20 protein-coding genes and 1 tRNA gene are annotated in these 25,254 nt (G+C 69.1%); 14 read left to right on the top strand and 7 right to left on the bottom strand.

Annotated features, from left to right (window positions below):
- Positions 1 to 264 precede the first annotated feature (264 nt).
- Both RH864_RS16840 and RH864_RS16835 read right to left on the bottom strand, forming a co-directional pair.
- Positions 265 to 762, bottom strand: a complete 498-nt coding sequence (locus tag RH864_RS16840; RefSeq protein WP_310518734.1) for a RidA family protein — start codon at positions 760 to 762, stop codon at positions 265 to 267.
- On the bottom strand, positions 759 to 986 hold the full coding sequence (locus RH864_RS16835; protein ID WP_310518733.1) for a hypothetical protein: 228 nt from the start codon (positions 984 to 986) through the stop codon (positions 759 to 761). Before RH864_RS16835 ends, RH864_RS16840 begins: the two co-directional genes overlap by 4 nt.
- 160 nt (positions 987 to 1,146) lie before the next feature.
- On the opposite strand from RH864_RS16835, the gene RH864_RS16830 reads away from it, so the two are divergent.
- From RH864_RS16830 to RH864_RS16820, 3 genes are all read left to right on the top strand, one after another.
- On the top strand, positions 1,147 to 3,702 hold the full coding sequence (locus tag RH864_RS16830; protein WP_310518732.1) for a transglycosylase domain-containing protein: 2,556 nt from the start codon (positions 1,147 to 1,149) through the stop codon (positions 3,700 to 3,702).
- Positions 3,699 to 4,676 (top strand): metallophosphoesterase, encoded by a 978-nt coding sequence (locus RH864_RS16825; RefSeq protein WP_310518731.1) that lies wholly within the window; start codon positions 3,699 to 3,701, stop codon positions 4,674 to 4,676. The genes RH864_RS16830 and RH864_RS16825 overlap by 4 nt, the downstream gene beginning before the upstream one ends.
- A 79-nt stretch (positions 4,677 to 4,755) precedes the next feature.
- A tRNA-Pro gene (locus RH864_RS16820) sits at positions 4,756 to 4,832 on the top strand.
- A 50-nt stretch (positions 4,833 to 4,882) separates the two neighbouring features.
- On the opposite strand, the gene RH864_RS16815 is transcribed toward RH864_RS16820, so the two are convergent.
- Complete coding sequence (locus RH864_RS16815; protein ID WP_310518730.1) at positions 4,883 to 7,978, bottom strand: RHS repeat-associated core domain-containing protein; 3,096 nt, start codon at positions 7,976 to 7,978, stop codon at positions 4,883 to 4,885.
- Positions 7,979 to 8,218: 240 nt separating this feature from the next.
- Between RH864_RS16815 and RH864_RS16810 the strand changes: the two genes are divergently transcribed.
- The 4 genes from RH864_RS16810 to RH864_RS16795 all read left to right on the top strand — a co-directional run bounded on the left by RH864_RS16810 (position 8,219) and on the right by RH864_RS16795 (position 13,968).
- The gene (locus RH864_RS16810) at positions 8,219 to 11,692 is read left to right on the top strand and encodes a metallophosphoesterase family protein (RefSeq protein ID WP_310518729.1); all 3,474 of its coding nucleotides are present in this window, start codon (positions 8,219 to 8,221) and stop codon (positions 11,690 to 11,692) included.
- Positions 11,693 to 11,817: 125 nt separating this feature from the next.
- A complete protein-coding gene (locus RH864_RS16805; protein WP_310518728.1) occupies positions 11,818 to 12,765 on the top strand; it encodes a CPBP family intramembrane glutamic endopeptidase in 948 nt (315 codons plus the stop codon).
- 155 nt (positions 12,766 to 12,920) lie between these two features.
- A complete protein-coding gene (locus RH864_RS16800) occupies positions 12,921 to 13,220 on the top strand; it encodes a hypothetical protein (protein ID WP_310518727.1) in 300 nt (99 codons plus the stop codon).
- A 7-nt stretch (positions 13,221 to 13,227) separates the two neighbouring features.
- Entirely contained in the window at positions 13,228 to 13,968 is a 741-nt protein-coding gene (locus RH864_RS16795; protein WP_310518726.1) for a hypothetical protein, read from the top strand.
- A gap of 93 nt (positions 13,969 to 14,061) precedes the next feature.
- On the opposite strand, the gene RH864_RS16790 is transcribed toward RH864_RS16795, so the two are convergent.
- The 3 genes from RH864_RS16790 to RH864_RS16780 form a co-directional block, all read right to left on the bottom strand.
- Positions 14,062 to 14,292, bottom strand: coding sequence for a hypothetical protein (locus RH864_RS16790; protein ID WP_310518725.1), 231 nt, complete (start codon positions 14,290 to 14,292; stop codon positions 14,062 to 14,064).
- Complete coding sequence (locus RH864_RS16785; protein WP_310518724.1) at positions 14,289 to 15,590, bottom strand: UDP-glucose dehydrogenase family protein; 1,302 nt, start codon at positions 15,588 to 15,590, stop codon at positions 14,289 to 14,291. The genes RH864_RS16790 and RH864_RS16785 overlap by 4 nt, the downstream gene beginning before the upstream one ends.
- Positions 15,591 to 15,698: 108 nt before the next feature.
- Entirely contained in the window at positions 15,699 to 16,880 is a 1,182-nt protein-coding gene (locus tag RH864_RS16780) for an ROK family transcriptional regulator (RefSeq protein ID WP_310518723.1), read from the bottom strand.
- Between the two features lie 200 nt (positions 16,881 to 17,080).
- On the opposite strand from RH864_RS16780, the gene RH864_RS16775 reads away from it, so the two are divergent.
- From RH864_RS16775 to RH864_RS16750, 6 genes are read left to right on the top strand one after another with little or no spacing between them, the layout of a single operon-like run.
- Positions 17,081 to 18,076 carry a sugar phosphate isomerase/epimerase family protein gene (locus tag RH864_RS16775; protein WP_310518722.1) on the top strand — a complete coding sequence of 332 codons (996 nt, stop codon included), beginning with the start codon at positions 17,081 to 17,083 and terminating at the stop codon, positions 18,074 to 18,076.
- Between the two features lie 23 nt (positions 18,077 to 18,099).
- Positions 18,100 to 19,107 carry a sugar phosphate isomerase/epimerase family protein gene (locus tag RH864_RS16770; protein WP_310518721.1) on the top strand — a complete coding sequence of 336 codons (1,008 nt, stop codon included), beginning with the start codon at positions 18,100 to 18,102 and terminating at the stop codon, positions 19,105 to 19,107.
- A 29-nt stretch (positions 19,108 to 19,136) separates the two neighbouring features.
- Positions 19,137 to 20,354: a sugar ABC transporter substrate-binding protein gene (locus RH864_RS16765; RefSeq protein ID WP_310518720.1), complete on the top strand. Its 1,218-nt coding sequence runs from the start codon at positions 19,137 to 19,139 to the stop codon at positions 20,352 to 20,354.
- 5 nt (positions 20,355 to 20,359) lie between these two features.
- Positions 20,360 to 21,127, top strand: a complete 768-nt coding sequence (locus tag RH864_RS16760; protein WP_310518719.1) for an ATP-binding cassette domain-containing protein — start codon at positions 20,360 to 20,362, stop codon at positions 21,125 to 21,127.
- Positions 21,124 to 22,386: a sugar ABC transporter permease gene (locus tag RH864_RS16755; protein ID WP_310518718.1), complete on the top strand. Its 1,263-nt coding sequence runs from the start codon at positions 21,124 to 21,126 to the stop codon at positions 22,384 to 22,386. Before RH864_RS16760 ends, RH864_RS16755 begins: the two co-directional genes overlap by 4 nt.
- A 23-nt stretch (positions 22,387 to 22,409) precedes the next feature.
- A complete protein-coding gene (locus tag RH864_RS16750; protein WP_310518717.1) occupies positions 22,410 to 23,585 on the top strand; it encodes a Gfo/Idh/MocA family protein in 1,176 nt (391 codons plus the stop codon).
- A gap of 67 nt (positions 23,586 to 23,652) precedes the next feature.
- Here RH864_RS16750 and RH864_RS16745 read toward each other — a convergent pair whose 3' ends face one another.
- The gene (locus tag RH864_RS16745) at positions 23,653 to 23,844 is read right to left on the bottom strand and encodes a TetR family transcriptional regulator (protein ID WP_310518716.1); all 192 of its coding nucleotides are present in this window, start codon (positions 23,842 to 23,844) and stop codon (positions 23,653 to 23,655) included.
- Between the two features lie 779 nt (positions 23,845 to 24,623).
- Here RH864_RS16745 and RH864_RS16740 point away from each other — a divergent pair.
- The gene (locus tag RH864_RS16740) at positions 24,624 to 25,253 is read left to right on the top strand and encodes a hypothetical protein (protein ID WP_310518715.1); all 630 of its coding nucleotides are present in this window, start codon (positions 24,624 to 24,626) and stop codon (positions 25,251 to 25,253) included.
- The last annotated feature ends 1 nt before the right edge of the window (position 25,254 follow it).

The following is a 25,254-nucleotide window of genomic DNA, read 5'->3' as shown; positions in this document are numbered from 1 at the left end:
AACCCCCAGGAGCCGAAACTGAATTACTCAGTCCAACTCCCGGGGGTCAGTTCAGCCGCGTGCTCGCCGAGGCATCCGTCTGCGCGTGAGGAAGACCCCCGGACCGGATCTGTGGGGTCTCGACCGTGAAGTCGGGCCTGGGGGCCCTCGCCGCCCACTGTAGCCAACCGCCCGCCAGCCCGCCAGTACTAATATCCTCGTCTGCCGTGCCCGCGCAGCGCCGCGGCCGGGCGCGGAGGCCCGCGGCGGCGGCGCGCGGCGGCGCTAGGCGAACTCGACGACGAGCTCGACCTCGACCGGGGAGTCGAGCGGCAGCACCGCGACGCCGACGGCCGAGCGGGCGTGCCGGCCGGCGTCGCCGAAGATCTCGCCGAGCAGCTCCGAGGCGCCGTTGATGACACCGGGCTGGCCGGTGAACGACGGGTCGGAGGCGACGAAGCCGACGACCTTCACGACGCGCGTGATCCGGTCGAGCGAGCCGATCTCGGCGCGGATCGCCGCGAGGCCGTTGAGCACGCACGTGCGCGCGTACGCCTTCGCGTCGTCGGCTGGCACGAGACCATGACCGTCGCCGACCTTGCCGGTCGCGGGCAGGGCGCCGGACACGAACGGCAGCTGACCCGACGTGTAGACGTGCGAGCCCGAGGCGACCGTCGGCACGTACGCGGCGACGGGCGGAACGACGTCGGGCAGCTCGATGCCGAGCTCAGCGAGCCGCGCCTCGAACGCGCCGCCGGCAGCGCCCGCGCCTTCCGCGCTCACTGCTGACCCTCGAACTGCTTCGCGGCCTGGGCCGATGCGGCGGCACCCGCCGCTGCGGCGGCCGAGGTCTCGCCGCCCACGGGCCGCTTGAGGTAGGCGACGAGCCCGCCCTCGGGCCCCTGCACGATCTGCACGAGCTCCCAGCCTTCCGAGCCCCAGTTGTTGAGGATCGCGGCGGTGTTGTGGATGAGCAATGGGGTGGTGATGTACTCCCAGGCCTGCATGGGCTCCTCGTCTCGACGATGCGTCGGAGCGACCGGCACATCTCGTGCGCAGGTCGCGTCCGAATCGGACGGTTCCGGCGGGAAACGGCGTGTCGGCGCGGGATTTCAGCGCTTCCCCGCTTAACGGGTTTCCTCAGCCTTCTCCGTTAGGCTCCATCCTATGTCTGCCCAGAAACGTTCGATGAGTGCTGCCGCGACCGGCTTCGCCGGCTTCGTCGGCATGAGCGCTCTCGCCGGCGTGCTCGTCACCGCTGCGGTGACGCCGGCCCTCGCCGTCACCGGCATGGCCGCGAGCAACAGCATCACCATGTTCGAGAACCTCCCCGGCTACCTCGACATCAGCGAACTCTCCGAGAAGACCGACATCTACGCGACCAACTCCGAGGGCGCGACGGTTCCGCTGGCGTCCTTCTTCTCCGAGAACCGCGAAGCGGTCCCGTGGGACCGGATCAGCCAGTACGTGAAGGACAGCGCGATCGCGGGTGAGGACCCGCGGTTCTACGAGCACGGCGGTGTCGACATCCAGGGCACGATGCGTGCCTTCCTGAACGAGTACGTCATCGGCGGCGCCACGCAGGGCGGTTCGTCGATCACGCAGCAGTACGTGAAGAACGTGCTCATCAACAACGGCGTGCGCGAGGCGCAGACCGAAGAAGAGAAGCAGGCCGCGTACGACGAGGCGACCGAGACGACGCCCGAGCGCAAGCTGAAAGAGATGCGGTACGCGATCGCCCTCGAGAAGAAGTACTCGAAGGACGACATCCTCCTCGGCTACCTGAACATCGCCGCGTTCGGCGGTCGCGTGTACGGCATCGAGGCGGCGGCTCAGTATTACTTCAGCAAGTCGGCGGCGGATGTCTCGCTGCCCGAGGCCGCAAGCCTGATCGCGATCGTGAACCACCCCGAGAAGTTCCGTCTCGACATGCCCGAGGACGCCGAGAACGGGGCCGCTACGGTGAACGAGGCCGGCGAGCCGGTGCCGTACGCGGCGAACAAGGAGCGCCGCGACTACATCCTCAACGAGATGCTGAAGTACGGGAAGATCACGCAGGAGGAGTACGACGGCGCGGTCGCGACGCCGGTCACGCCGGTGGTCACTCCCCCCAGCACCGGCTGCCAGACGGCCGGCGGCAGCGCGTTCTTCTGCGACTATGTGCGCACGACCATCCTGAACCACTACGACGACCCCGCGACGGAGGACGTCAACGAGGGTCTGCGGCTGCTCAACGAGGGCGGCCTGCAGGTGTACACCACGCTCGACCTCGAGCTGCAGGTGACGGCTGAGAACACGATCCGCGAGAACGTGCCGTTCGTCGACCCGCGCTTCGACGTCGGATCGGTGGCGGTCAGCGTGCAGCCCGGCACGGGCCGCGTGCTCGCGATGGCGCAGAACAAGAACTACTCGGCCGACCCCGAGGTCGCGGCCGCCGACCCGTCGTACACGTCGGTCAACTACAGCACCGACTTCGAGAACGGCGGCTCGAGCGGTCTGCAGCCGGGTTCGACGTACAAGGTGTTCACGCTCGCCGAGTGGCTCAACGAGGGGCACTCGCTGCTCGAGTCGTTCAACGGCTCGCGCCGCGCGTTCACGTCGTTCACCGACAGCTGCAACGGCAACTGGTTCGGCAACTTCAACCCGCGCAACGACGACGGCCGCATCGCGAACAACGCAGTCAACGCGACCGCGTGGTCGGTGAACACGAGCTTCATGGCCATGGCGCAGCAGCTCGACCTGTGCAAGATCAAGCAGACCGCGCAGGCGTTCGGCATCCACCGCGCCGACGGCAACGACCTGCAGATGAACCCGTCCGACGTGCTCGGCACGCAAGAGGTCGCTCCGGTCACCATGGCTGCGGCCTTCGCCGGCATCGCCAACAACGGCCTGACCTGCTCGCCGATCGTGATCGACCGCATCGTGAAGGCCGACGGCACCGAGATCCAGCCGCCGCAGTCCGCGTGCACGCAGTCGGTCACGCCCGAGGTCTCGCACGCCATGGCGTACGCCATGCAGCAGACCTTCGCGGGCGGCGGCACCGCGACCGCCGCGAACCCGTACACCGGCATCGACCACATCGGCAAGACCGGTACGACCGACGGCGCCAAGGACACGTGGATGATCGGGTCCAGCACGAAGGTCGCGACCGCGGTCTGGGTCGGCAACGTCGTGAACGACGCGAACCTCCGCTCGCTCTCGTTCGACAGTGGCCCCGCCGCCACCGCGCGTCACCGCATGTGGAGCACGATCATGGAGCGCGCTGATACGAAGTACGGCGGCGACGCATTCCCCGAGCCCGAGTCGACCGCGTTCCGCCAGGTGCTCATCGACATCCCGCAGGTCACGGGCCTCTCCTTCGAAGACGCGAAGCAGGCGCTCGAGGAGGCCGGCTTCCAGGTCGAGGACGGCGGCCAGCAGGACTCGAGCCAGCCCGCGGGCACCGTGTCGGGCACCGACCCGAGCGGTCAGGCCGGCCGCGGCTCGCTGATCCGCGTGTTCACGAGCAACGGCCAGGGCACGACGGTCCCCGACCTCACCGGCATGACCCAGCAGCAGGCGAAGTCCGCGCTCGACCAGGCCGGGCTGAAGCTGCAGGGCAACGGTCAGGGCAACCAGGTCGTCACCGCGCAGAACCCCGCGCCGAACACCGCGGTGCGCCGCGACACGGCCGTTCAGGTCACGTTCGGCGGCGGCGGTCAGAACGGCAACGGCGACGATTGAGCACCGGTAGCCTCTCCCCCGTCGCGCGGATCGCGCTCGCGATCGGCGCGGCGGGGGCTGCCGCGTTCGCGTGGGGCTCGCTCGTCGAGCGCACGCGCTGGACCCTGCGCCGGGTCGACGTGCCGGTGCTCCCGGCCGGGGCCCGGCCGATCCGCGTGCTGCACCTCTCCGACCTGCACATGGCGCCGTGGCAGACGAGCAAGCAGGAGTGGGTGCGTACCCTCGCCGACCTGCAGCCCGACCTCATCGTCGACACGGGCGACAACCTGGGCCACGAGCGCGGGCTCGACGGCATCCGCCGCGCGTTCGACCGGTTCGAGGGTGTGCCGGGCGTGTTCGTGAACGGGTCGAACGACTACTTCGGGCCCGTGGTGAAGAACCCGTTCCTCTACTTCGGCGGCCCTTCGGGCCACGTGCCGCGGTCGAAGCGTCTCGACATCGACGCACTGCACGCGTACTTCGACGAGCTCGGCTGGATCGACCTCGACAATGCGGCGGCCGCGCTCGAGATCAACGGCACCCGGCTCGAGTTCTTCGGCGTCGACGATCCGCACAAGGGCTACGACCGCCTCGACCTCATCACGGGCGCGATTGACGAGCTGCGGGCGAACGATCCGCTGGGCGACGAGTCGTGGCTCGACGAGGCATCCGTCGCCGGCCCGCGACCGACCGTGACCATCGGCGTCGCGCACGCGCCCTATCAGCGCGTGCTGAACTCGTTCGTGAACCACGGCGCGCAGCTCATGCTCGCGGGCCACACGCACGGCGGCCAGGTGTGCGTGCCCGGGTTCGGGGCGCTCGTCACGAACTGCGACATCCCGCGCCAGCAGGTGAAGGGGCTGAGCGTGTGGCGGCACGGGCTGCGGTCGGCGTTCCTCAATGTGTCCGCGGGGCTCGGCACCTCGATCTTCGCGCCCGTGCGCTTCGCGTGCCCACCCGAGGCGACGCTGCTGACGCTGGTGCCGGCGCCGTAGCTACTCGACGAGCGGAGGGTGGCGCGTGGTCGGGCGGGGTGCGGTTTATGGGCTATTCTTGTTGAGGCCTTCGGGCCACCGGGGTGTGGCGCAGCTTGGTAGCGCGCTTCGTTCGGGACGAAGAGGTCGCAGGTTCAAATCCTGTCACCCCGACCAATCGGCTCCCGAGTCCAGCAGGACTCGGGAGCCGAGTTCGTGTGGCGGCTTCAGACCGCGGGACTCCCGTGTTCTGGGCCGAAGGCGTGTGCGGGTGACCACGGCTTGTCGAGTGCACGGCAATGGTCGATGTAGATCACGCCACCGTCGGGACCGCGGAACTCGTATGCCATGCCATAGTACGAACCAGGACTGATCTCAAGGTTCTTGAACGGGTAGGCACGAGTGGTCGTCGCGCCCGCGGCGGTTTGCGTCTTGGTGACCACCCCCTTCAGCGCCTCGAACTCGAGCTCTCTCAAGCCGGGTCGCAGCTCGACACGCACCTGGTCGATCGCGTGCGTCACGTCCGCTCCGCGGAGATATCGTGCGTAGAACTCCGCGTTCGAGAGGTCGCGGAGGGTCGACGCCTCCGTGGTCACGAAGAAACGCAGGCGCTTGGCACCGGACGTCAGCTGCGGCCCCCTCAACAGCTCATCGAGGATCGCCAGGTGTTTCTCGGCGCTCCATCCGCCGGTGCTGGCCGCCATGCCCACCGTGCGATGAAGATCCAACACCAGAGCGTGCGTCTCGAATCGGCCCTTCTGCAGTTGCCCGAGCGCCGCCTGCGCCTTGATCCCAACCAGCTCTTCGGCGAACCGGATGGCCTCGGCCTGCTCCTCGGTGGCTCCCAGCCATCTGAGTTTGTTCACGTCGATCCGCGCGATCGAGCGAGTGAAGAAACCGGCGAACAGGGTGATGCCGCCGACACCGGCGCTCGCGACGCTGAGTCCGAAGGCGACCTCGTGGTCGAGGAACTTCGGGTCGATCTCATGTGCCAGGGCCACGCCGCTCGCGGCGAGATCGAAGCCTCCGGCGAGGACGATCGAGGCGCTGAGCGCGAGCTTCGCGGTCAGCGGTGCGCCTCCAATCGCGGTGGCCGCGACGGTCGCGAGCCCGCCGGCCGCGAGGCCGAGGCCGATCGCGGCCGCGAGGAGGCCGACCCCGGCGATGGCGAAGCCGACCCATTTGGGCAGTGCGGGGATGCGTCCGGTGGGGTCGGCGAGGGTGATGGGGTTGAGGGCGGCGTAGTGGTAGCGGTTGTGCTGGGGTTCGGGGTCGGTGCTGGTCAGCCGCATGGTGGCGGGGTCGTAGGTGCGGATCTGGAGGTGCTGGGTGCCGGTGGGGTTGGTGTATTCGCCGGCGTATTGGAACGGGTTGCGATGCGCGTCACCGACGAGCACGCCCGGGCTGGCGGGGGGTTGGTGGTCGGGGTGGGTGCGGGTGGTGGTGGTGCCGTAGTCGGTGTAGTCGTAGCTGGTCGCGACCTCACCGTCGGGGTTGGTCAGTTCGATCGGCCGCCCGAGGCCGTCATACGCGGCCGACGCCGCCGCGCCGGTCGGCCCGGTCTCCTGCAGCACCACGCCGTGCAGCAGGTCGGTGACCTGCGTCGCGGTCGCCGCCGAATCGGTGCCCGCCGCGGCCGTGGTGCTGGTGGTCACGGTCCCCGCGACGAGGTCGACGCCCTTCTCGTGCCGCGTGACGATCGGCGTGCCCGCGCCGCCCTGCGGGAACGTCCGCTCGGCCGTCACGAATCCGTCGGCAGCGACGTCGAACTCCGCTCGGCCGGTCCGCATCAGGTCCGCGTCGCCGACCCTGCCGGAGAACGTCTCGGTGACCACGTGCGCGGTCCGGTTCGCATTCAGCTCGTGCCGCGTCTCGGCCACGAGCCCGTCGGGTGCCGTGACCCGCTGCACCACCGGCAGCCCCACCGGCACCAGCTCGCCCTCGCCGACGACCCCGTCGAACGTCGTCTCAGTGACCGTGCCGTCCTGCGCGACCTGCCTCGTCATCCGCCCGAGCTCGTCGAACTCGAACGTCTCGGTCGCCTCCCGCTGCCCGCCGACGGCGTTCAGGTGCGTGACGGTGACCCCGGTCGGGTGCGCATACTGCGGCGGGATCGCCGCCCCGAGGTCGATCTCGGAATAGGTGTACGCCTGCCGCTGCCACACCACCGAACCCGATCCGCCGGCCGACTCGACCTCACGCTCGAGCAACCGCGCCCGGCCGTCGAACTCCGAGGTCACCGTGCTCACCCCGTCCGACACCGACGTCGTAGAGCCGTCAGCGTCGGCTCCAGTCGCTGCCGCACCGGCCGCCACCGGCGCGCTCTGCATGGGCCACCCCGACGCCAGCCCGGCCTGCGCCGACCACTCCCGCATCGACAGCTCGGCCCCGGTGCCGGTGTCGACCACCCGGACCCGGTCGACTGCGGCCCGGCCATCGGTCAGGCCCTGCCACGACACTTCGGTCGCCGCACCCGACACCCCGGCGAGCCGGCCGACCAGCCCGGCCGGCGTGTACCCCACGTGCACACGGCCGCCCGAGGCATCCGTCACCGCCGCGACGCGGCCGCCGTCGAGCTCGACCGTCCCGGTCGCGCGCCGTTTCGACCCCGCGCCGGTGAGCACGTTCACGCGCCCCGGATCCGACCAGTCCAGCTCGGTCACGACCCCGGCAACGTCGATCACGCGCATCAGCCGGTGCCCGCCGCTCCACTCCCAGTCCGAACGGTTCCCATTGGCATCCATCCGCACGACCGGGTCACCCGTCGCCGTGAAGAACGTACGCACCCCGCCCGACTCCACCAGCTCGAATGCCGCCGACACGTTACCCCGCCGCCCGTCGGCCCGCGCCGGGATCTCCGTCGGCCGCTGCCGGAACACCACATCCCCCAGCAGGTACCCCGACAAGCCACTCGGCACCGTCGCGTCCGCCGGGAACATCCCACCCGACGCGGGCGACACCCGAACCCCGCCCTCGGTGTCGACGTGCGCGAGCCCGGCGACCGACCAGCCCGCGCCGAGCCCCGAACGGTCGACCGCGGCCGCCCGCGAGTCCCACCCCACCGACACCCCGGCCACCGGCAACGCGAACGAGAACGCCCCGGACGCGGCATCCACCAGGCCCTCGACCCCGTCACCCAACGCGAACCCGCCGAGCACCGCGGGCTCGGCCCCCGGGCCGCTCTCGGCCGCACCCGCCCACGACGGTGAGATCAGCCCGCCGATCAGCGCTCCGCTCAGTATTGCGCCGGCGGCACCGAACACGACGCGAGCTCCGACCCGCCCTGCACCCGGAACGGAACCCGGTCCTGCCAACACAGCCATAGGAGCGCAGTATATCAAGACTCCACTACCCCGCTGGTCGAGTAGCGAGCGTCAGCGAGCGTATCGAGACCCCGCACGCGCCCACCGCCAGCATCCACACCAACACCTGCAATCCGGCGGCCCTCCCCCGTTTACCTGTCGACGCGCGTCGTTCACCCCGCGGCTCTACGGTCTCGGTCGTCACCCCGACGCGCAATACCCCCAGCGCAGCACCCACCCCCGACGCACAGAGGAGACGACATGGCGGTCGACCGACCAACGAAGCCGGCGATACGACGAGGAGCGGCGCTCGGCGTCGCGGCGATCCTCGGAGCGGCGGTGGCCTTCGCCGGCAGCTCCGCCGCAGCGGCCGCCCCGGCCGGCACGGTGGGCGCGCAGCCGCTCATCGCGGAGCAGTCTGCGCTCCGCGCGACCGGCACGACGACGGGCCAGGTGGCGCAGCTGCTGTCGCCTGAGCTCGACGAGCGCATCGGCGCGTTCGCGCACCACGCGGTGCCGGGCGTCGGCACCCCGATCATCGCCCCGGGCGAGACCGGCGCGACGCTCGAGCGCCTGACGCCCGCGGGCCCGGTCCCCGGCCAGGTCTGCGATGACGACCTCGAGGACTGCCAGGACGGCGCGAACTGGGAGGCGACGTCGGGCGCGATCCACGCCGGCCCCGCCACGGCGCGCACCACGGCGACCGCCGACGGCTTCACCGCGACCTCGACGATCGACGAAGTCAGCCTCGACCTGTCCACCCTGTTCCCCGAGCTCGCGTCCGTCACGGGCGTGACCGAGCTCGCCACGGTCGGCTCGGCGACGTCGGAGATCGCCACGGGGTCGGTCGCGACCAACACCGTCTCGGGCCTGTCGGTGCTCGGCGAGGCGGTCGACACCGCCGCCGGCGTGCCGGCGACGACCCGGAGCGCACCCTTCGAGGTCACCGACCCGGCCCTCGTGCTCAGCTCCCTGGTCGGCCCTGAAGACGGCGCCGCCTACGCGGGGTACGTCACCGACGCGCGGCTCGCGGGCGAGATCACGGTCACGGCCGAGCGTCCCGCTGACGACGGCGCGGGCGACGCGGATGCCCCGGACGGTGCCGCGCTGCGCCTCACCGTCGACGCCCGGTGGGACGTCGACATCCAGAGCGTCATCGGCACCATCGATGCATCCGTCACCGGAACCCTGCTGGTCGCGCACCTGGGCGCCTACGCCCTCGACGCGGATGCCTCGCCCGCGGTCGACCTGCAGGCGGTGTCGTCCGCGGTCGTCGTGGAGCACCGCGAGGTCCCGGCGTCCGGCTCGATCGCGGGCGGCGCGTTCGCCGACCTGTTCAACGCCGAGCTCGAGGACACCGAGATCGGCGGCGACGACCGCGTCGCGTACGCCGAGCACGGCACGCCCGAGACCGACCCCGGCGAGACCGGCCGGTTCGTCGAGGAGGAGGATCCCCTCGACGGCCTGTCGTTCGCGCGCCTCGGCGTGACGAACGCGCTCGAGGAGGCCGGCGCTCGCGCATCGGTCGACGCGGACGGTCTGGCGATCTCGTCGCCGCTCGTCGCCGAGGACGGCATCGCGAGCGCGGTCTTCGGCCTCGACGAGGTCGTGCGCCTGGACTCGATCGCCGCGACCGCGACCGCGCCTCGCGCGATCGACGCCGCCACGAGCGCGAACGTCGACGTCGAGGGGCTCACCGTGCTGGGTCAGTCGGTCGACGTCGACGCCGAGGCATCCGCCCCCGTCGTCGTGACCGCCGAGACCGAGGTGACCGACATGGACGCCCTGATCGGCGCGCTCTTCGGCGAGGACCTGTTCGACCAGGCGCCCGGCCTGCGCGGCAACGTCACGGGCACGGCGACGAGCACGGTCACGGCGACCGTCTCGCCGATCCGGGCGGTGGCCGGCGGCAGCGCGTCGGCCGCGCTCGAGATCGTGTTCAGCGCGGAGACCACGTTCGCGGCGACCGCGAGCGGGGCCGCGACGATGTACCTCGGCAGCATGGAGTTCGAGGCGTCCGGCGAGTTCGCGCGCGTCGTCGTCGGATCGGTCGCCGCGGGCCGCGACGGCAGCCTCGCCGAGCCGGTCGTGCCCGAGGAGCCGGGCGAGGCGCCCGACACCACGTGGGCGATCCCGACCGCGGCGCCGTCACGGGTCATCCTGAGCGCGACCGAGGACCCGGCCACCTCGGTGGCCGTCACGTGGCGCACCGACGCCGCCGTCGAGACCGGCACGGTCGAGGTGCGCGAGGCCGGCGGCGACGCCGCGGCCCGCACCGTGTCCGCGGACTCGAGCGAGCCGATCACGTTCGCGTCGTGGGACTACGCGTCGCGTGCGCACTCGGCGACGATCGACGGCCTCGCGGCCGCGACCGGGTACGAGTACCGCGTGGGCTCGGGTGAGCACTGGAGCGACTGGTTCGCGTTCACGACCGCTGCGGCCGACGGGGCGTTCACGTTCCTCGGGTTCGGCGACGCGCAGAACGACCTGACGGCGGGCTTCACACCGGTCGCGCAAATGGCGTTCGAGGACGTCCCCGAGGCCGCGTTCGCGCTGCACGCGGGCGACCTGATCAACAACTCGGACCGCGACGTGCAGTGGGCCGAGTGGTTCCGCGCGCAGGAGCCGTTCACGGCGACGATCCCGACGATCACGACGCCGGGCAACCACGAGTACTCGGGCGACCAGCCGCTGACGCAGTACCGCTCGCACGTCGAGCAGCCGCGCAACGGCCCCGTTGCGACCGCCGAGGACGCGTACACGCGCGCGTTCGAGGACAAGATCGCCGAGCACCTGGTCGAGTCGGCGTACTACGTCGACTACCAGGGCGTCCGGGTCATCTCGCTCGACGACAACCCGGGTTCGGGCGTGGCGCAGTTCATCCCCGACGTGGTGCCCGCGTGCGAGCTCGAGCGCTGCGAGTCCGCGATCGAGATCTTCCTGCGCATGCAGGGCGACTGGCTCGACGAGGTGCTCGCGGAGAACCCGCACCACTGGTCGATCGTGACGTTCCACCAGCCGGTGTTCTCGACGTCGGCCGGCCGCGACAACGCGCTCGTGCGCAACGCGTGGCTGCCGATCCTCGAGGCGCACGACGTCGACCTCGTGCTGAACGGGCACGACCACAGCTACGGCCGCGGGCATCTCCTCGAGCACGAGACCGAGGTCGAAGGGCTGTCGACCGGGCCCGTGTATGCCGTATCGGTGTCGGGCCCGAAGATGTACGAGCTGAGTGACGCCGACGACAACGTGTGGACGCAGAACGGCGCACGCCAGGTGACCCGGGCGGGCGACACGCAGGGGTACCAGGTCATCGACGTCTCCGAGGAGACGATCCGGTACCGGGCCGTGGTCGCGCTGAAGCAGGACGGGTCGACCGTGACGGAGGAGCTCGGCGAGGTGTTCGACGAGTTCACCATCACCAAGTACGCCGACGGCACGAAGTGGGTCACCGAGCCGGGCGTCGAGGCGCCCGCCGACACGAGCGAGCCGGGTGGGCCCGGTGAGCCGGGCGGGCCGGGTCAGCCTGGTGGGCCCGGCGAGCCGGGCGGGCCGGGTGAGCCGGGTGGGCCGGGGCAGCCGGGTGGGCCCGGCGCGCAGGCTCCGGATGCCTCGGGCGGGCTCGCCTCGACGGGCACCGATCTGGCTGCCCTTGCCGGCATTATCGCCGCGGCGTTCGCCCTCGTCGGTGGCGGCGTGCTGCTGATCCTGCGTTGCCGTCGCCAGAACGCCTGACGCGACATCCGTCACCCGATCGCGGGCCGGGCACTCACCGAGTGCCCGGCCCGCTTCGCGTCCGGCGCCCAGCCCCCGTCACCCGCCCCCAATAGGATGAGGCCCAGCCGGCGGAGGGGGAAGCGTTGTCCGGAGCGATCAGAGATGTGCCGTTCATCGCCGATGCGAGGAACGGGAAACGGGTCACGAGATGGTGGCTCGCGATCATCCTGTTCTTCGTCTTCTTCGTGGTCAACATCGGCATCATCGCCGCGCTCGCGATCATCTGGCCGTCCGCGCCCGGATCGGCAGCCGCCCAGCTGCAAGAAGGAATCGGCAGCGCGCTGAGCATCCTGGTCGTGTTCGCGTGGGTCGGCTGGTACGAGCGCCGTCACGTGAAGACGCTCGGCTTCCGCGCCCCCGGGCGGGGCGTGTTGCGACTGTTGCTCGGCGTCGTGATCGGTGTCGTGATGATGGCGGCGCCGATCCTCGTGCTCTGGGCGACGGGCGCTTACGTCAGCGATGAACCGCCCGCGGACGCGACCGTCGGCTGGAATGCGCTGCCGATCGTCCTGCTGCTCCTGCTGACCGTCATCGCGCAGGGCAGCAACGAGGAGATCCTGACCCGCGGATTCCTCGTGCAGAGTCTCGGGCAGAGGCTGACCCTCGTGCTGGTGGTCGTGATCCAAGCCGTGCTCTTCACGGCCGTGCACGGGGTGCTGACGCAGCCCATCGCGTTCGGAACCATCTTCCTGTTCGCGGTGTTCGCCGTGTTCGTGGCTCTGAGGGAAGGCTCGCTCTGGCTGGTCTGCGGCATCCACGCCGGGTGGAACTGGGCGCTCGGCAACATCTTCGGGGTCGCGGTCAGCGGGCTCGAACCGAAGGCCAACGCGTTCTTCTTCCTCCGGGCCGACGAGTCGGCACCCGAGTGGCTCACCGGAGGGCAGTTCGGGACCGAGGGCAGCCTGGCAGCCCTCATCATGATCGTCATCGCCACCGCCATCGCCATCTGGCTCTACCGGCGCAGGGCGTCGACGTGGACGGCCACGCCGCTGGTCGAGGCAGCTCCGCGCCAGCCCCCGCTGGCCGAGTGAGCTACGCGCTCCCCCTTCGCTGGTCGAGTAGCGAGCGCCAGCGAGCGTATCGAGACCGACCCGCTTCGCCCGTGTCGGTCAAGGTGCCGAGCTCGCACATCCATACGAATGCGCATTTCGTTGCTGAACTGCACAGATTCATCTACCGTTGACCCATGACCGACACTCTTCGCGTCCCGATCAGCGTGGCTGCTTCCCGCGGCATCTCGCGCGTCGCGGCCGACGCCATCGATCGGCGGGTCATCCTCACCAATCACGGCAAACCGGTAGCTGTCGTCGACAACGCCGAGCGGCTGGATGAGGACGTTCGCGTGATCCGGGAAGCAGCATTGACCGTCGTCGACGCCGCCACCCACCTCGTGTGGGAACGAAGCGACAGGCTGACGCTCGAGCAGATGTGCGAGCGTCTGGGCATCGATCCGGCGGAGGTCCGTGCCCGCCGCGTCGGCAAGTAGCCTCGCCATGCAATCGGGCGGCCGCCTCCCAGACGACCAGGCGGAGATCGTCTTCACTGACGCGTTCTTCGAGTATCTGGCAGGGCTCACTGCGTCGGAGAGCGTTGCAGTGCTGGCAGATGTCGTCGCATTGACGAGCAACCCCGTCGGGAAGCATCCGCTGAGCAACACGACCCGATACGGCCAACTCGCGGGATTCAACACCGCGGAAGTCTTGGGCGGTGAGCACCGCATCGTGTACCGAGTCCGGGTCGTCGAAGACGTGGGCGTCATCGAGGTCGTCGTCGGTGGCCCCCGGCGCGGGAGCGAGGTCTACACCGCCGCGCACGCGCTGGTCGCGAGCGGGGTGCTCACCGTCGAGGAAGCGACGCAGATCTGGGACGCGCTGAATCTGCTGGACGTCGCTGCTGAGCACGCTGGGCTCGACGGCTGGGACTACCAGCCCGAGCCCGCCGATCCCGGACATCGCCGTGCCGCCGTCGCCGCCGGAGTCCTTCCGGCGGACATCGCCGACCTGCTCTCGAAAGACGAGCTCGCCGCGGCGATGGCCAACGGCTGGGGTGATTCCGGCGCCGACCCGACGCGAGCGATCGAAGCAGCGCTTCGCAGGGCCCGCGGGAACGCGGTCTCATCGGACATCGTCCTGACCAGCCGGCTCAAGCCGCGATGCGGCGCGTACATGCCGCGAGCGAAGAAGAGCTGCATCCGCTGCGAACACCACCCGGGCGCGCACCGCTCGATGGTCTGAGCTGCACCACTTCGCGCGAACCACGTTCTGCCCGCCTCACGACTTCCCTGACCGCGGCGTCCACCAACCGCCGACGCCACGGCGGTGAGCGGTTCAGCCGGTGGGTTCTTCGTCCGACGAGGACGGCCGGGGGCGTGCGGCCACGATCAGGGCGCTCGCGGCGAGGAGCAGACCGGGGGCGACGATCATGACGATCGGGAACTCACGAACCACGGGGAACGCGGCCTCCAGCACCGACCGGAACGCGTAGACCGCGAGTCCCGCGACGATCAGCGCGAGACCGCCGACCAGCCGCCACGGGTGCCACTTCCGGGCCGACGTCACGGCCGCCCGAGCCCCCGGTACTCCCAGCCCGCCGCGCGCCACGCGCCCGGGTCGAGCACATTCCGTCCGTCGATGATCCGCGGCGTCGCCACGCGCCCCGCGGTCGCCGCCGGGTCGAGCGCCCGGTACTCGCGCCACTCGGTCACGAGCACGACGAGATCGGCGCCCTCGAGCGCCTCCTCGGTCGAGCTGGTGTACTCGAGCTGCGGATGCCTCGCCCGCGCGTTCTCGATCCCCTCGGGGTCCGTGGCGATGACATCGGCCCCGAGCCCCTTGAGCTGTACGGCGACGTCGAGCGCGGGTGAGTCGCGCACGTCGTCGGAGTCGGGCTTGAACGTGACGCCGAGCACCGCGACACGTTTGCGCCAGGCGGATCCCCCGAGCGCTTCGACCGCGAGGTCGACGACCCGCTGCCGCTGCCGCAGGTTGATCTGGTCGACCTCTTTCAGGAACGCGACGGACTCCCCCACGCCGAGTTCCTCGGCACGCGCCGTGAATGCGCGAATGTCCTTGGGGAGGCATCCGCCACCGAAGCCGACGCCCGCGTTCAGGAACCGGCGGCCGATGCGCACGTCGTGCCCGATGGCGTCGGCGAGCGCGGTGACGTCGGCGCCCGAGACGTCCGCGATCTCGCTCATGGCGTTGATGAAGCTGATCTTGGTCGCGAGGAACGCGTTCGCGGCGACCTTCACGAGCTCGGCGGTCGCGTAGTCGGTCACGACACGAGGCGTGCCCGCCTCGATCGCGGCGCGATACACCTGGTCGAGCACGGATGCCGCGTGGTCGTCGCCGACCCCGTACACGAGCCGGTCGGGCTCGAGCGTGTCTTTCACGGCGAATCCCTCGCGCAGGAACTCGGGGTTCCAGGCGAGGGAGGCGTGCGGGGCAGCGCTCGCGAGCCGGGCCGCGAGGCGCGAGGCGGTACCGACGGGCACCGTGCTCTTGCCGACGACGAGCGCGCCTTCGGCGAGATGCGGGACGAGTGACTCGAACGCGGCATCGACGTACCTGAGGTCGGCGGAGTGGCCGCCAGGAGCCTGGGGGGTCCCGACCGCGATGAAGTGCACCTCGGCATCGGCGGCCTCCGCGATGTCGGTGCTGAACCGCAGCCGGCCGCTCTCCGTGGCGGTCGACAGGATCTCGGGCAGGCCGGGCTCGAAGAACGGCGGCTGCGCCGCCGCGAGCTGTGCGATCTTGCGCTCATCGACATCGATGCCGACCACATCGTGGCCGAGCTCGGCCATTGCCGACGCGTGGACCGCGCCGAGATAGCCGCAACCGATCACCGAGATTCGCATGGAGCACCCCTTCTTGCGCCGCGGGAGGGCACGCGCGCGCGGTTCCATTCTGGCAGCCGGAGGTTGCGGGCTGGTGACGGGCCGGAATGCGCAGCGGTGCGTGCCGTCTCAGTCGACTCGTTCGTCGATGGCCTCGCTGGACAGTGCGGCGTCGATGCTGAGCAGGCTCGCCCCGCGGACGCCGCCCATCTCGCGGAGCCGTGACTCGACGACCACCAGGTCGCGCGTAGCGAGGGGCACGGCCTGCTGGTAGATGGTCTCCCGGACACCTGCGAGGAAGGGCTCGCCCGCCGAGGCGAGGCGACCGCCGAGGATGACGACCGAGGGATTGAGCAGGCTCACGGCCGAGCCGAGGACGGCGCCGATGTGGCGCGCCGCCTCTCTGACGCCCGCGCCGATCCGTGAGTCTCCGCTGCGGGCCAGGTCGATGAGGCGATCCACCGCGCCCGGATCGTCTCCGACGAACCGGCCGGCCAGGGCCGAGGCGGAGGCGATGGCTTCGAGGCATCCGCGGTTCCCGCACCTGCAGACGACGTCCGATTCAGGGTCTGCGATGAAGTGCCCGAGGTCGCCGGCGGCGCCGAGCGCCCCGCGCTGCACCTGACCGCCGGCCACAATGCCGGAGCCGATGCCGGTTGCGGCCTTCACGAAGAGGAGGTTGTCGACCTGCGGCCACCCGATCCGATGCTCGGCCATGGCGCGCACGTTCACATCGTTGTCCATGGTCACCGGCGCCCCGAAGTGCGCGGTGAGCTCTTCCGCGAGGGGGTACTTCTCCCAGCCGGGCATGAGGAACGGGCTGATCAGCCGGCCCGAGGCATCCACGGGGCCTGGAACACCGAGGCCGACGCCGAGGAGCGCGTCCCGAGATGTTCCCGTGGACCTCAGGAGCGCGTCGCCTTCACGTTGCACCCACGCGACGAACTCGGCCGGGCCTGCGGAAAGGTCGAAAGGCTCCCGATGCGACGCGATGATCTCGCCCGCGAGATCGGCGAGACCGACGGCGACGTGCGCAGCGCCGAGATCGATGCCGAGGACCATCCGCGACGACGGGTTGAAGATGAACTGCGCGGGCGGGCGCCCACCCGTCGATCGTCCATCGCCGTAGGGGCGCACGAGGTCGAGGTCGCGCAGCGCATCGACGCGAGCGCTGATCGTCGATCGCGACATGCCGGTGGTTGCCGCGAGTTCCGCACGCGTGTGCGGTTCGCCGTCGCGAAGCAGCTGAAGCAGGGTCCCCGGCGACAGCAGGATCGCTGAATTCGCCGGGACAGGGGAAGGCGGTGCCATGGCTTAGAGCAAAGCACACCATCACACATTGAAGCAATGACCTTTTGAAAAATCTTGGCAGAAGATGGAGAACTTACGCTTGACAGGCACGTAAGCCGGAGCGTAGCTTCGGCGAAAAGGTCGACCTGCTCGAAGCCGGTCGACCGGCAGTGGCGCCGAACTCGTGGCGCTGCCTCGACCATTCATCGATTGGAGCGCGCGTGCGTCGCGATATCGCCTTGTTCTCGGGCCAGTGGGCCGATCTGTCCCTCGGAGACATCCTCGACAAAGCCAAAGGGTGGGGGTACGACGGGCTCGAGCTCGCGTCTTGGGGCCTCCACCTCGACCTCGAGCGTGCGGCTCGCGACGCCGACTACCGGGCGGAAATCCGTCGCGAGTTCGACGATCGCGGAATGAAGATCAACGCCATCAGCAACCACCTCGTCGGGCAGTCGGTGTCCGACCGGTACATCGATGAACGGCACGCGCGGGTGCTCCCGCCTCACATCTGGGGTGATGGCGAGCCCGACGGCATCCGGCAGCGGGCCGCGGAGAGCATGAAGACGGCCGCTCGCGTGGCCGCCATGCTCGAGGTGCCGGTCGTCAGCGGGTTCTCCGGATCGCCGATCTGGCACATGATCGCGGGCTGGCCGCCGATCACGCCGGAGGACGTCGACGGCGGCTATGAGCTGTTCGCGGAACAGTGGTCGCCCATCATCGATGTGTTCGAAGCCGAGGGGGTCACGTTCGCGCTCGAGGTGCATCCGTCTGAGATCGCCTTCGACTACTGGACCACCAAGCGCACTCTCGACGTCATGGACTGGCGTCATGGCTTCGGCATCAATTTCGACCCCGGCCATCTCTTCTGGCAGCAGATCGACCTCGTCGGATACATCCAGGAGTTCGGTGCTCGGATCTACCACTGCCACGGCAAGGAGGCCTCGCTCTCGCTGAACGGCCGGAACGGCATCGTCTCGGGGCTACTCGAGTTCGGAGATCTCAAGCGCGGATGGGACTTCGCCTCCATCGGTCATGGCGACGTGTCCTGGGACAAGCTCATCCGGGCGCTGAACGCCGTCGGATACGCGGGCGCGATCTCCGTCGAATGGGACGACGCGCACATCGGCCGCGAGGCGGCCGTGGAGGAGGCCGTGACGCTGCTGCGCAGCTACAGCGTGGAACGTACCGGCGGCGCCTTCCAAGAAGTCTTCAAGTAAACCGAACCAGGAAAGCAGACACCATGAAGCTCGGCCTCTACGACAACGCCTTCGCCGGAGTCCCCCTCGACGACATGCTGGACCGCGCCGTCGAGCTCGGCCTCGACGCGCTCGAGATCGGCACCGGCAACTACCCCATCGGAGGACACCTCGATCTCGACCTCCTGCACAGCAGCGCCAGCGAACGGAAGGCGTTCCTCGCGAAGTTCCGGGATCGCGGCATCGAGATCAGCGCACTCAGCCAGCACGGCAACCCGATCGGACCCGACGAGGAATTCGCGGCCTCGTGCCACCGGGTGTGGCGCAAGACGGTCGAGCTCGCCAACGCGCTCGAAGTCCCGGTCGTCAACGGCTTCTCCGGATGCCCCGGAGACCCCGCCGGCTCGAAGTACCCGAACTGGGTGACGTGTTCGTGGCCGCCGGAGTTCGCCGAGATCCTCGACTGGCAGTGGAGTGAGAAGGTCATCCCGTACTGGGCGGTCGAGGAGCAGTTCGCTCGCGAACAGGGCGTCCAGATCGGCATCGAGATGCACCCCGGATTCGTCGTGTACAACACCGAGACCCTGATGCGGCTGCGGGATGCGACCGGTCCGGCGCTCGGGGCGAACTTCGACCCCAGCCATCTCTTCTGGCAGGGCATCGATCCCGTCGAGACCATCCGGGAGCTCGGTCAGGCCGGCGCGCTGTTCCACGTGCACGCCAAGGACACCTACCTCGACGCGGGCAACATCCGCCGGAACGGCGTGCTCGACACCAAGTCGATGACCGACATCGCGAACCGTGCCTGGACCTTCCGCACCGTGGGCTACGGCGCCGGGGACAAAGTCTGGCGGGACATGATCAGCATGATGCGGGCGGTCGGGTACGACTCCGTGCTGAGCATCGAGCACGAGGACGGCATCGCCTCCCTCGACGAAGGCCTCCGGAAGGGAGCCGCCTTCCTTCGCGACCGGCTGTACCACGAGCCGCCGATCGAGATGTGGTGGGCCGACCAGAAGCCCGGCTACGTCCCTCCCACCGTCGTCAACTGACCCCTACCCACCTCAACAGAAAGCCGACCATGAACACCACTCGCAGCGTCGCGTGTGCGACCCTCTTGGCTGTATCCACACTCGTTGTCGCCGGGTGCGCGTCCGGCGACACCGGCACGGGCCCCGAAGCGCCAGGCGCGGATGTCGACATCGCGCTCAGCGCCGAGGACTTCGCCGCGGCCGCCGGCCCCGATGAGGTGTTCGAGCTGCTCCGGCAGCTCGAACCGCTCGCCGCCGCCGGCGAAGGAAAGATCGCGGTGCTGCTGCCCGACACCCAGTCCTCCGCACGGTATGTCGAGCAGGACACGCCCGCCTTCGAGCGCGCGTTCGAGACCATGGGCCTCACCGAGGACGACTACATCATCCTCAACGCGCAGAACTCGCCGCAGACACAGCAGACTCAGGCTGAGCAGGCGATCTCCAACGGCGCATCCGTGCTTCTCCTCGACAACCTCGACTCGGGAAGCGGCGCCGCGATCCAAGCGAACGCGGCTGCCGCCGGTGTGCCGACCATCGACTACGACCGGCTCACCCTGAACGGCTCCGCCGAGTACTACGTCAGCTTCGACAACGAGTACGTCGGCACCGCGCTGGCCGAGGGCGTCGTGAAGTGCATCGATGACTGGTCGGTCACCGACCCCAACCTGTACATCCTCGCCGGATCGCCAACCGACAACAATGCGACCCTCAGCCAACAGGGTATCGACGACGTCATCGACCCTCTCGTCGATTCAGGTGAGCTCAACCTGGTCTCCGCGGTGCGTGTTCCGAACTGGGACAACCAGGTCGGGCAGACCATGTTCGAGCAGGCGCTGACGGCGAACCCCGAGATCAACGCCGTCCTCACGGGCAACGACGGCCTGGCCCAGTCGGCGATCTCGGTCCTGAAGAACCAGGGCGTCCAGCCGTTCAGCGTCCCCACCACCGGCCAGGACGCCACCCTGCAGGGCATGCAGAACATTCTCGCCGGGTACCAGTGCATGAGCGTGTACAAGCAGGTGTACATCGAAGCGGCGGCCGCGGCCGCGCTCGCGGTCATCGTGCGTGCGGGTGCTGAGCCGCCGACCGGGCTGATCAACGGCGAGTACGACGCCGAGAGCAAGATGGTTCCCTCACTGCTGCTTCGCCCGATCTCGGTCGACGCCACGAACATGCAGGACACCGTCATCGCCGACGGGGTGATCGACCCGGCCGAGCTGTGCACGGGCGAGTTCGCCGCGAAGTGCGAGGAGCACGGGATCGGATGAGTGCGATGACCACCGACACCGCCGCCGCCCCGCTGCTCGCACTGCGAGGCGTCAGGAAGTCGTTCGGTGCAGTGAACGTGCTGCGGGGCGTGGACATCGAGCTGCGCCCCGGCACGGTCACCGCGCTCGTGGGCGACAACGGCGCGGGCAAGAGCACCCTCATCAAGTCCATCGCCGGGATCTACTCGATCGACGGTGGTTCGATCGAGTGGGACGGCGTCCCGCAGCATCTGCGCACCCCGAACGATGCCACCGCGCTCGGGATCGAGATCGTCTACCAGGACCTCGCGCTGTGCGACAACCTCGACATCGTCGCCAACATGTTCCTCGGTCGCGAGGCCATGCGTGGCATCACTCTCGACGAGGTGGAGATGGAGACGAGGGCCGAAGAGGCCCTCGCCTCCCTCAGCGTCACCACGGTGAAGTCGGTACGGCAGCCCGTCGCGAGCCTCTCGGGCGGCCAGCGCCAGTCGGTCGCCGTGGCCAGGGCGGTGATGTGGAACTCGAAGCTGGTCATCCTCGACGAGCCCACCGCAGCGCTCGGCGTCGCCCAGACCCGTCAGGTCCTCGACCTCATCCGACGCCTCGCCGACCGCGGCCTCGCGGTGATGTTCGTGTCCCACAACCTGGTGGACGTCTTCGAGGTCTCCGACCGGATCGCCGTGCTCAGGCTCGGCGAGATGGTGGGCACCTATCCGGTGACGTCCGTCGAGCCACGAGAGGTCGTCGAGCTGATGACCACGGGCAAGCTCTCGAAGGAGAACCTCCAATGACCCGCGTCGACGAGGGTCCTGTGACCCGCCAGACGGACCTGCTGCCGGCCTCCGAGCAGCGAACCCTTCGCTCGAGCGTCCAGGCATACGTGGGTCGGCTCCGCGCCGGCGATGTCGGCATGCTGCCCGTCGTCGTCGGGCTGCTGCTGATCGCTGTGGTGTTCCAAGTGCTCAACGCGAACTTCCTGACCGCGAACAATCTCGTGAACCTGCTCGTGCAGGGCAGCGTCTATATCTTGATCGCGATCGGAACGGTCTACGTGCTGATGATCGCCGAGGTCGACCTCTCGGTGGGATTCGTCGCCGGGATCGCCGGGGTGGTCACCGCCAATCTGCTGAGCACCGCGGCGGTGAACGTGTGGGTCGCCTGCGCGCTCGGAATCGGCGCCGCCGCGCTCTGCGGATTGGTGCAGGGACTCGTCATCACGGCGCTGAACCTGCCATCCTTCGTGGTCACGCTGGGTGGGCAGCTCGCCTTCATGGGTGTGATGCTCATCATCCTCGGTGATGGCGGCACCCTGCCCATCAACAACCCGGAGTTCCTGAGCCTCGCCAACGGCGTGCTGCCCACGACCGTCGGATGGATCCTGATGACACTCTTCGTCGCGGCCTTCGCGGCGAGCTCCCTGCTCAAGCGCCGACGGCTGCAGGCCGCGAACCGGCCGGTGCCTGCGCTCGCGCTGCTCATCGCGCACATCGCGGTCATCGCGGTGTTCGGAACGGCGCTGATGCTGCTGTTCTCCATCGACCGGGGACGCGTGACCAGCGTGACGGGCGTGCCGGTCGTCATCCTCATCGTCGGGGCGGTGCTCGTACTCGGCACCTTCCTTCTCGACCGCACGCGGTTCGGCCGCTATGTCCGCGCGGTCGGCGGCGGTCCGGAGGCAGCCCGTCGAGCGGGCATCGCGGTGAAACGCATCCGACTGTACGTGTTCGTGCTGTCCGGGGTCGCCGCCGGCATCGGCGGCCTGGTCCTGGCCTCGCGCCTGCACTCCGTTTCGACGAACCTGCAGGGCGGCCAGCTCGTGCTGTACTGCATCGCTGCCGCGGTCATCGGCGGCACGAGCATGTTCGGCGGGCGCGGCAAGGTCATCCACGCGCTGCTCGGCGGGCTCGTCATCGCCGGGATCGACAACGGGATGGGGCTGCTCGGGCTACCCGCGGCGGTGAAGTTCGTCGTCACCGGCCTGGTGCTCCTCCTCGCCGTCAGCATCGACGCGATCGCGCGACGGAACCGCACCGCCGCAGGCCTCGCGTGACCCACCGACGGAAGGAGAACCCGATGCCTCATGGGCCGCACCTGCGTGCAGCGATCGTCGGAGGAGGGATGATCGCCGGCGTGCATGCGACGGCGCTTCGAGTCGCGGGGATCCCCCTCCGGGGGGTCCTCGCCTCCTCGGCCACCACCACCGAACGGGCCGCCGCGCGCTTCGGCGCACCCGTCACGTACGCCGACTTCGACGCCGTCCTGGACGACGACCTGGTCGACGTCGTCCACCTGTGCACGCCGAACCGGTTGCACGCGAGTCAGGCGGTCGCCGCGCTCGACGCCGGGAAGCACGTCATCTGCGAGAAACCGATGGCGACGAGTCTCGGCGAGGCCGAGGACGTCGCTCGCGCCGCTGAGCGGAGCGGCCGGCAGGTCGCCGTGCCGTTCGTCTACCGGTATCACCCGGTTGTGCGGGAGATTCGAGCGCGCGTGCGTGCGGGGGACCTTGGTGCCTGGCAGGTGTTCCACGGCAGTTACCTCCAGGATTGGATGCTCGACCCATCGGTCTCGAACTGGCGCGTCGACCCGGGTCAGGGTGGGCGCTCACGGGCCTTCGCCGACATCGGCACGCACTGGTTCGACGCCGTCGAATGGGTCGCGGGGGTTCGCTTCGATGAGGTGTTCGCCACGCTCACGACGACCCATGCGCAGCGGCCCTCAGCGCCGAGCCAGACGTTCGCCGCGGAGTCGGCGGCGGCGGCAGAGCCGGGGCATGGCTCTGCGTCTGGTGCGACGGACGCTCTCGCCACGGTGCTGACCGAGGACGTCGCGTGCGTCATCGCGCGCACCGCGGACGGCGTACCGGCGACGGTGACCATCTCGCAGGTCTCGGCTGGCCGGAAGAACCGCCTCTGGTTCGAGCTCGACGGCGCGCACGGCAGTGCGGTCTTCGACCAGGAGCACCCCGAGTCGGCCTGGTTCGGATCGCGTGATGGATGGCGTGAGTTCCTGCGGGACGCTGCGACGGGCTCGCCGGAGCAGCGACGACTCAGCGTGCTCCCCGCCGGGCACACGCAGGGCCACGTCGAACTCTTCCGCGCCTTCGTCGCAGATGCGTACGGGACGTTCGCCGGTGACACGTCCGTCGAGGGCCTCCCCGACGTCCACGACGGCGTGCGCTCCACGGCCATCGTCGACGCTGTCCTGCGGTCGGCCGCCGCTGGGTCGGCCGTCGAGGTAGCGCGCTAAGCGTGGCGATCGAGTCGAAATCAAGAGGTCGGGAGTGATCTCGCCCGCAGCAGCGTTCCGAACGACCTCATGCTGCTTTGAGTGCCCGCGCGATCTCCTCTTTGGCGTCGAAATGAAAGTACAGCGCTCCGGTCGTAACTCCCGCGGCCGCGCTGATCGCCACTAGCGTGGCGTCGCTGTAGCCCACCCTGCAGATCTCTTGCGCCGCTGCGACAAGCAGCAGTTCACGCGTGACCCGCGCCCGCTTTTGCATCGGCATCCGGATGACTCCTCATAAGACTTGTGTGTCGATCAATATTTCAATCTTACGTAGGCGTTCGCCTTGGGAGGGCGACGCGGGGCGATCAGGCTCCGAGTTAGTCGAGCCTGCTGCCGCGGGCGCATAACTTCCACCCACGCCGACCACAAACCAGTCCTCAAAAACGCCTACTGATGTACTACTACGTGCTGCCCTTTGATGGGCCGGTCACTCTATGAAAGGCGGGCACCGATGAAGATCTCGAAGCCGATAACGACCGCAGCCACTCTGCTGTTTATGGGAACTACGACATTGGGAGCCGCATCTCCTGATGAAGAGTTCTACACGCCCGGCCCAGATGCTCCATACGAAATTACGGCAACCGGCGATGGCTGGAGAATCCAGTTGACCCCCGCCGTCGCTGCTGAGGCGGGAGTTGATGCGAATGCAGCGTACTGCGAGGGCACCTACAGCCTTCGTCAGGTAGGAGGCACGCTCGAATGGGGTTCTCAGAACACCTGCAGCCCCGGCCTTCCGGCCGGATACGCTCCACAGCGGATCGACGTAACCCTCGAGGGCACATGCAATGATCCGTGGTGCATCATTTGGGCCCCTGAGGGGAGCGGGCCGACCAACTCTGGATGGACGTACTCCCGCGTCGCCACGGCAACCGCTACTGAACGATGCCTCTCGTACTCACCGCGCCGATTCCGACTTGCGGTTCACCTGCGATACGCCGGCGGGGGCTTGGACTATGGCGTCGCCCGGAGCTCCGCGTACAACGGCGTAACCTGCGATGTGTGACGGGTTCGATTCAGATCGGCGTCGGTGATCTCTGGACCCGACAGCTAAGACCGGCCGATGGCCTGGTGGCTGTGATCAGCGCGCAGCGGCGCCTGACTGGCCACATCGAAGCCTTCCTGCTCATCGCTGAAGCGGAGGCGCAGAACGGCGCTCTCGAGGAGACCTTGGTCGACTCGTTCGCCCGGAACGAAGCGCTCCGCACCACTGGGTACGAACCGTCATTCGAGCTTGAAGGCCAGTGGGCCCGAGCACCACGGACATTGAAGCAAGGAGCACGTGCCGCGTGGTACCGCCAGCTCCTCTCGCATCACCCGCGGGCGCTCACCGTCACGCTCGGAGGTCTTCGCGGTGAGGAAGTCCACCTTCCCGACGAGCTTCCGGTGGAATCCTGCATCGACGGCGGAACGACGAGCGGTGTTCTTCAAGCCGGGTCGGTGTGTCTTCTGCGGGTGTCCACTCCGGCACCTGAGACGGATCCGCGCGAGCCGTTCTCACCCGTCTCTCTCGGTTGGAAATATGAGCCCCTGAACGCTCTCTATGCAAACGGCCCACTCGGCTGGATGGACACCATCATGTGCATCGACGGCAGCAGAGATGCCCTCACCATCGACACCGACGCCCGATAGG

Origin of the sequence: Agromyces aerolatus (assembly GCF_031432255.1) — a bacterium.
GTDB lineage: Bacteria > Actinomycetota > Actinomycetes > Actinomycetales > Microbacteriaceae > Agromyces.
The sequence above is the reverse complement of the archived record's forward strand: the minus strand, read 5'-3'. Positions and strand labels throughout refer to the sequence as shown.

What these genes read in the sequence shown, in the direction of transcription:
- RH864_RS16835 (WP_310518733.1), bottom strand. Translation starts at nt 986, where the DNA reads ATGCAGGCCTGGGAGTACATCACCACCCCATTGCTCATCCACAACACC.
- RH864_RS16795 (WP_310518726.1), top strand. Translation starts at nt 13,228, where the DNA reads ATGCAATCGGGCGGCCGCCTCCCAGACGACCAGGCGGAGATCGTCTTC.
- RH864_RS16785 (WP_310518724.1), bottom strand. Translation starts at nt 15,590, where the DNA reads ATGCGAATCTCGGTGATCGGTTGCGGCTATCTCGGCGCGGTCCACGCG.
- RH864_RS16815 (WP_310518730.1), bottom strand. Translation starts at nt 7,978, where the DNA reads ATGGCTGTGTTGGCAGGACCGGGTTCCGTTCCGGGTGCAGGGCGGGTC.
- RH864_RS16745 (WP_310518716.1), bottom strand. Translation starts at nt 23,844, where the DNA reads ATGCCGATGCAAAAGCGGGCGCGGGTCACGCGTGAACTGCTGCTTGTC.
- RH864_RS16750 (WP_310518717.1), top strand. Translation starts at nt 22,410, where the DNA reads ATGCCTCATGGGCCGCACCTGCGTGCAGCGATCGTCGGAGGAGGGATG.
- RH864_RS16765 (WP_310518720.1), top strand. Translation starts at nt 19,137, where the DNA reads ATGAACACCACTCGCAGCGTCGCGTGTGCGACCCTCTTGGCTGTATCC.
- RH864_RS16760 (WP_310518719.1), top strand. Translation starts at nt 20,360, where the DNA reads ATGACCACCGACACCGCCGCCGCCCCGCTGCTCGCACTGCGAGGCGTC.
- RH864_RS16755 (WP_310518718.1), top strand. Translation starts at nt 21,124, where the DNA reads ATGACCCGCGTCGACGAGGGTCCTGTGACCCGCCAGACGGACCTGCTG.
- RH864_RS16830 (WP_310518732.1), top strand. Translation starts at nt 1,147, where the DNA reads ATGTCTGCCCAGAAACGTTCGATGAGTGCTGCCGCGACCGGCTTCGCC.
- RH864_RS16810 (WP_310518729.1), top strand. Translation starts at nt 8,219, where the DNA reads ATGGCGGTCGACCGACCAACGAAGCCGGCGATACGACGAGGAGCGGCG.
- RH864_RS16770 (WP_310518721.1), top strand. Translation starts at nt 18,100, where the DNA reads ATGAAGCTCGGCCTCTACGACAACGCCTTCGCCGGAGTCCCCCTCGAC.
- RH864_RS16800 (WP_310518727.1), top strand. Translation starts at nt 12,921, where the DNA reads ATGACCGACACTCTTCGCGTCCCGATCAGCGTGGCTGCTTCCCGCGGC.
- RH864_RS16780 (WP_310518723.1), bottom strand. Translation starts at nt 16,880, where the DNA reads ATGGCACCGCCTTCCCCTGTCCCGGCGAATTCAGCGATCCTGCTGTCG.